Below are 6,049 nucleotides of genomic sequence, written 5' to 3'. Positions count from 1 at the left end.
CCACTCCCGCTCCTTGGGGTTGTGTTGTTCGTGGCCCCCTGCGTGTTTGGTTCCCCCCCCCCCCACCCACGACTCTCGGGCGGGAGATGTGTCCTGTAGAGGGTGACCTGAAGGGTGAGGGTCCGGCCTGCGCGTTGGATGGTGAAGGGGAAGGTGGCGCCGGCGCGGCGGTTGTTGAGGGCCCGGCAATAGGCGCTGATGTTCGGGGTGGGCCGGCCATTGATGGCAGTGAGGACGTCACCGGGTCGGAGCCCGGCGGTCCGGCCGCTGCTACCGACCGACCACACCGACCCCGTGGGGCCGGTCGGTGACCCGGGTCGGTGCGGTCACCGGGCGCGCTGGGGTGCGCGATGATCCGCGTGCACGCACCGGTGCGGACTCGAGGGGTGGGGTCGATTCGACGTCCAGCAGCCTGGTCACGGCGAACCCGGTTTCCGCGCGGTCGCGCGATGCCCTCTGTCTGACTCCGCCCCCCCAGGCTACGATCCTCACCTGCTTACTTACCGAGCGTGAGGAGCTATTCGGTGGCTATTGACCTTCCGTCAACCGCGCGTGCGGTCTCCGCATCCACCTCGCTCGATCCCATGCCGGTCACCGGAGCGTGGCGCGAAGGGGATCCGCCCGGCCACCGGCAGTTCTTCCGGTACTCCGGCGACCTGGCGCTCGAAGGGGGCCAGGTCCTGCCGGGCTTCACGTTGGCGTTCGAGACCTGGGGCAAGCTGAACGCCGACGCCTCGAACGCGATCTGGATCGGAGCTGTGGTCCGACCCCGGCGCGACACCCGAGGTGCGCGTGAGCGCCGCCTTGGGATGGCTGTGCCTGACCGACGCACCCGCCCCGGACGAACTCCTCGCCGCGGTGGACGAGTGCGCGACCGACGCCACCGCCCGACTGATGGCGCCGCTGCCGTGGATGCGCGGGATCGACCACAACGGCGACGAGGCACTCGGACTCTGCCTGCGCGGGCTGCTCCACCCCGACGCCCCCGAACCACGCATGGACGACCCCTGGGCACCGGCTCCGACGTCCACCTGAAGGCAGGCGCCGGCCGGTGCGATTCGGACCCGGCCGGGGCGCGCCGCCCGCTCGAAGTGCGCGTCCCGCGACGGATCGGACAGGCGTGCAACTCGCCTCAAAAGCATGACGGTTCCGCGAACGCCTCCACCCGTTGCGGACTGCACGGCAGACTCGTCACCACGACCTTCGCCCCGATCCGTCGTGTGCCTCTCGGCGCGGGCACAGGATCGGACGGAAGCCGCCAACGCCTCGGACGCTCGCCGAAACCCGGACACGCCGGCCACACCCTGCTGCCGCACCGCCATTGGCTGCGGTCCGCATCTCGTGCCGTTCGCGTGGATGGCACCATGATCAGGTGTCGACATCGCAGCGGGAATCGACGGCCGTCGTCGAACGAATCGCCAGGGAAGTGCTTCTCGAGGGCTTGGACGACTGGGTTCCCATCGACACGGTGATCGCCGGGGCGCGAGACGCCCCGGGTGCTGTCGCCGGGTTCCAGGGCACCGCCGCCATGGTGTTCGAGCACCTGCTCCGCAACGCATTCATGCGGGCCGGGGACCTGGGCGAGAATGGGTTCGAGGCGTGGCCGGTGACCGGCGACCAGGCCTACGACCGCGTGTTGAGGCAGTGTGAGCGACTGGGCTGGGCACCCCTGGGAGCAGGGGCCTGGCTCGCCAACACACCGCTTGGGGATGACCGGGTCTCATAGGGTTCGGCGGGTGCTCACGACTTCGGTGTCGATCGGCCGATCGCGGTCCTCCTCCCGAGCGCCCCGAACGGTCGAGCGGCCGACCGGATCAACCGGCTCGGCGAGCCCGGCCCCGGCGTGAACGGGCGACGTAGAGAACGACCACGCCCAACGGGATCGCGGCCGCCGTGCCCGCGGGCACGATGACGCTCATCGGGACGTCGTCCGCCGCTTCGTCGGGGAGCGGTCGGGCCGCCGGAGGCGGAGGGGTTTGCGGAGCGGACGCGGCCGGGGGTGTCACCGAGGGCCGGGCGGTCGACTGTTGCGGTGATTCCTTCGGTGCGGTTTTGGCGCCACGGACGCCGACAAGCGGGTTGACGTCGGCCGGTCCCGGGTCGGCCGACGACTTCAGTGCCCGGCGCGGGCTCACGATGCCGTATCCGATCTCGTCGGAGGAACGGGGGTGTCGTCCATGGGGATGGCCGAGTTCGTCAGCCGCCGGATCACCTGGTTGGCGGTCCAGTCCGGATGCACCGACCACACCAGCGCGGCGGTACCCGCGACGATCGGGCCGGAGAACGAGGTCCCGCTCTGCACGCAGTAGCGGGACGCGTTCATCGTCCGCAGGCAGGCGACGGGGATGTTCTCGGCGGGAGCGGCGAGAACGACCTGGGGACCGCGGCTGGCCACGTCCCACACCTTGACGATGTTGGAGGCATCGCCGTTCCCGCTCTGGGTGACCCCGCCCACCGCGACGACACCGCTGTAGCCGGCCGGGTAGCCCGCGTCCAGGAACTGCGCCCGCCCGGAGTTGCCGGACGACGCCACGACCAGCTTGCCCTTGCCCCTCGCATACCGCACGGCGTCGTACATCTACGGCGTCTGGAGTCCGCCGAGCGAGATGTTGATGATCCGCGCGTCCGAATCGGCCGCGTACCGTATGCCCGTCGGAACGCTCGCGCCGTTGGTGAGATAGTCCTCCCTCTGCTTGTGGGTCTTGATCGGGAGGATCTTTGCCCCGGGCGCGACGCCCACCACTCCGGGAGATCGGCCGTCGCCCTTCCCGGTGCCCGCGATGACGCCGGCGACGGCGGTGCCGTGGCCGGCGACGTCCTCGGCCCCGGCGGCGATCGTCCCGCTCTCGATGCCGGTCACCACGTCGACGCCCGGCAGGACCTGACCCCGCAGGTCCCAATGGGTGGCGTCGATACCGGAGTCGACCACCGCGACGGTGATGCCCGAGCCCGTGGAGATGGTCCACGCCTCCGGCATGCCGTACGCGTCGATGTACCACTGACCGTCCCGGCCTGCGCCGACCGCCGGGGTCGGTGCGATGCCCAGGAGCAGCAGTACGGCGATCGTCGCCGGCCATATGCCTCGTCCGCGCGATCCCGCGCGGACGAAGAGCGACGTCGTGGATCCGTGTGGCATGTGTGGTCCCCCCTGAGCCCATCGATACGGGGATCCTGCCGGCAACGAACTCGCGGTGACGAGTTGATATCGGTCCGCGATCGAGAAAGGGCGCCTGAGGGCACGACCAACCTTCGGCACGCGGCTTGATACCGGGGCGCTTCGCGCTCGTGCCCATACATCGCATCGACGGCCGCGCCGAACGCGCCACCACCGTCTCCGCCATCGCACGCGGCAGCAACTGCCCCGGCACACCCTGGCTCTTCCCGGGCCAACTCGCCGACCGGCCCGTCACCGCCCACCACCTCACGAACAAGCTCCGACGTCACGGGCTCCCGATCATCCCCGCGCGCAACTCCGCCCTGATCACCCTCGCCGCCGACCTTCCCCCGGCGGTTCTGGGCTCACTTTTGGGCATCAGCCTCACCAGCGCCCTGAACTGGACCCGACGCGCCGGCCGCGACTGGAACAACTATCTGGCCGAGCGAACCTGAATCAAGGCGGAGATCCGGTTGGGGGTGGACAACCTCCCGACGGAGACGGACAAGCTCCAGCGGGCGTCACCTGAAAGGCGCCGCCAGGATTCGCGGACCGTGAGACCGACGGCGCTCATCGATCCACCAACCAACTCTCTGCGGCACAGTCCCCCGGGACACATCGCCTCTTGCCGACGCACGTTTGGCAGTCGACACCTTCGTGCAGCCCGCTGGTGCGTGCATTCCCTTATCTCCGGCGACCGTCCGGTTTGCTCACATCGGTCCGGTCGGAGGGTCATGCTGGGGCCATGACGGGTCGTGATGTGGGTGTGGCTGCGTTGGTGGTCGCCGGGTTGGGTGCGGTTGGGCTGGGTGTGTTCTTCGCGGTGGCCGGGTTGGAGGACGCGGACAAACTCGCGAGTGTGATCGGGGTGTTCGTCGGCCTGGTGGGTCTGGGGTTGTCGGTGTACGGGATCGTTCTGGCCCGGCGTTCGCCGCCGTCGCCGGGGCCGACCGGGCTGGGGGCGGCGGTGGGTTCCGTGCGCAACGTGTTCTCCGGCGGCACGGCACGGGATGTGTATCAGGCGGGCAACCTGACCGTCGACCGCAGTCCTGCGACGCCGCCGCCGAATCCGACACCTCCCGTTCCTCCGGGCCAGGCACCGCCGGCCCCGCCCGGGCCGTGATCGAACGCCCGGCACGTACGGCGACTCAAGGGGGGTGGAGGCGTGGCATGGTGGCGGTGGTGGTCCCGGTCCGCGAGGACCGTGGTCCACACGGCGGGGGATACGACGAACGTGTTCTCCGGCGGCACGGTCTCGATGCTGGTGCAGGGTCAACACATCACGGTGCGCCTGCCACGGGACGTTCCGGACGCGTTGCGTGGGTTGCCGCCCGTGTCGGCGGTGTTCACAGGGCGCGAAAGGGAACTCGCCGACGTCGCCGCGCTCTTGGCGCCGTTCGTTCCCGGCGGCAAGGGCGGTGGTTATGCGGTGTCGGTGGTGGCGGGGATGGCCGGGGTGGGCAAGTCGGCGCTGGTGTTGCGGGTCGCCCACGACCTGGTGGCCGCAGGCTGGTTCACCGGCGGTGCGATGTTCCTCGGCCTGCGCGGCTACGACCGCCGTGACCGCCTGGACCCGGACAGCGTGGCCGTGGAGATCCTCGGGATCCTCGGCGTCCCCGGTGAGATAGTCCCCGCCGGTGCCCAGGCGCGTCTGGCGGTGGTGCGGACCGTGTTGGCCGGTCTGGCCGACGCCGGGCACCGGGTTCTGATCGTCCTGGACGACGCTTCCTCCAGTGACCAGATCCTGCCGGTCTTGCCCGGCGCCGGCATTCATCCGGTGTTGGTGACCTCGCGTCACACCCTGATTGGACTCGACGCCCCCACCATCGAACTGCGCGTCCTGCCCGACCGCGCCGCCTTCGACCTCCTCGCCACGGCCCTCCAGGCCAAGCATCCGCGAGATACCCGCCTGCGCCGGAACGCGCGCGCGGCCCGGGCGCTGGTCGGGATGTGTGCGGGGCTGCCGCTGGCGTTGCGGATCGTCGCGGGCCGACTCGCCACCTCACCCCACCTCGCCCCGGCCGCCCTAGCCGCGGACCTGGCCGACGGCGCCCGGCGCCTGGACGGCCTGGACGACGGCGAACGCGCCGTCCGCGCCGCCCTCGACCTGTCCTACGCCCACCTCCTCGCCGCCGACGCGAACGCGGCGAGCGTGTTCCGTCTGGCCGCCGAGAGCCCCGGTGTCACGTTCACCGTCGACGCCGCCGCGGCCCTGAGCGGCCTCGATCGCGTCACCGCGATGCGTGCGCTGGCCGAACTCGAACGCGCCCACCTCGTCGAACCCGCCGGCACCGGCCAGCGCCGCATGCATGACCTGGTCCGCCTGCACGCACACTCGATACCCGACCCCGACCGAGAACGGGCAGTGCCCAGACTCATTGCGTACTACTGCACCCGAGTCGGGGAGGTCGGCGTCGCAGCCGGCGATTCCCCGGCCCTGGGCACACCTGAGGCCGCGAAGGCGAGCGCGGCTCGGCAATGGTTCATCGCCGAGCGCGACGGCCTCCAAGCGAGCCTGGAACACGCGGCCAACCGAAGCGACCACGACACCGTCATCACGTTGGCATTCGGACTCGATCCCTACCTCGACCACATCCGCGACTTCGCTCCCAACCTGCGCGATCTCCAACTTGCACTCCAGGCTGCCGAAGCCCTGGGCCGTCCCCACGACGCTGCACGGGCACTGACTTTGCGCGGGTTCGCGCTGCGGGAGGTGCGGCGGTTCGAGGAGGCGATCACCGCCCTCGAACGCGCCCGCGACCTCTTCGCAGCAACCGACGACCTGACCGGCCAAGCCCGCGCCTGGAACGGTCTCGGGCTCGCGCTGCGGGAGGTGCGGCGGTTCGAGGAGGCGATCACCGCCCACGAACACGCCCGCCACCTCCACGAGGCCAC

At 70.6% G+C, this 6,049-nt stretch carries 6 protein-coding genes and 1 pseudogene; 5 read left to right on the top strand and 2 right to left on the bottom strand.

Annotated features, from left to right (window positions below; genetic code table 11):
* On the bottom strand, positions 1-287 hold a 287-nt coding region (locus tag ACFXMF_RS46315; RefSeq protein WP_380021261.1), incomplete at its 3' end, for a PDZ domain-containing protein.
* A gap of 505 nt (positions 288-792) precedes the next feature.
* On the opposite strand from ACFXMF_RS46315, the gene ACFXMF_RS46310 reads away from it, so the two are divergent.
* Both ACFXMF_RS46310 and ACFXMF_RS46305 read left to right on the top strand, forming a co-directional pair.
* Positions 793-1,035: a hypothetical protein gene (locus tag ACFXMF_RS46310; protein WP_379989600.1), complete on the top strand. Its 243-nt coding sequence runs from the start codon at positions 793-795 to the stop codon at positions 1,033-1,035.
* Between the two features lie 337 nt (positions 1,036-1,372).
* Positions 1,373-1,726: a hypothetical protein gene (locus tag ACFXMF_RS46305; protein ID WP_379989599.1), complete on the top strand. Its 354-nt coding sequence runs from the start codon at positions 1,373-1,375 to the stop codon at positions 1,724-1,726.
* Positions 1,727-2,131: 405 nt separating this feature from the next.
* Here ACFXMF_RS46305 and ACFXMF_RS46300 read toward each other — a convergent pair.
* A pseudogene (locus ACFXMF_RS46300) lies at positions 2,132-2,977 on the bottom strand (S8 family serine peptidase).
* Between the two features lie 308 nt (positions 2,978-3,285).
* On the opposite strand from ACFXMF_RS46300, the gene ACFXMF_RS46295 reads away from it, so the two are divergent.
* The 3 genes from ACFXMF_RS46295 to ACFXMF_RS46285 form a co-directional block, all read left to right on the top strand.
* A complete protein-coding gene (locus ACFXMF_RS46295) occupies positions 3,286-3,609 on the top strand; it encodes a hypothetical protein (RefSeq protein ID WP_379989598.1) in 324 nt (107 codons plus the stop codon).
* A gap of 290 nt (positions 3,610-3,899) precedes the next feature.
* The gene (locus tag ACFXMF_RS46290) at positions 3,900-4,277 is read left to right on the top strand and encodes a hypothetical protein (RefSeq protein ID WP_379989597.1); all 378 of its coding nucleotides are present in this window, start codon (positions 3,900-3,902) and stop codon (positions 4,275-4,277) included.
* Between the two features lie 81 nt (positions 4,278-4,358).
* A partial coding sequence (locus tag ACFXMF_RS46285) for a tetratricopeptide repeat protein (protein WP_380021259.1) occupies positions 4,359-6,049 on the top strand: 1,691 nt, incomplete at its 3' end.

It is taken from the genome of Embleya sp. NPDC059213 (genome assembly GCF_042754445.1).
Taxonomy (GTDB): Bacteria; Actinomycetota; Actinomycetes; order Streptomycetales; family Streptomycetaceae; genus Embleya.
This window is presented reverse-complemented; position numbering and strand designations above follow the sequence as displayed.

Bases quoted from the DNA above. Each gene is read 5' to 3' on its own strand.
- ACFXMF_RS46290 (WP_379989597.1), top strand. From the start codon at position 3,900: ATGACGGGTCGTGATGTGGGTGTGGCTGCGTTGGTGGTCGCCGGGTTG.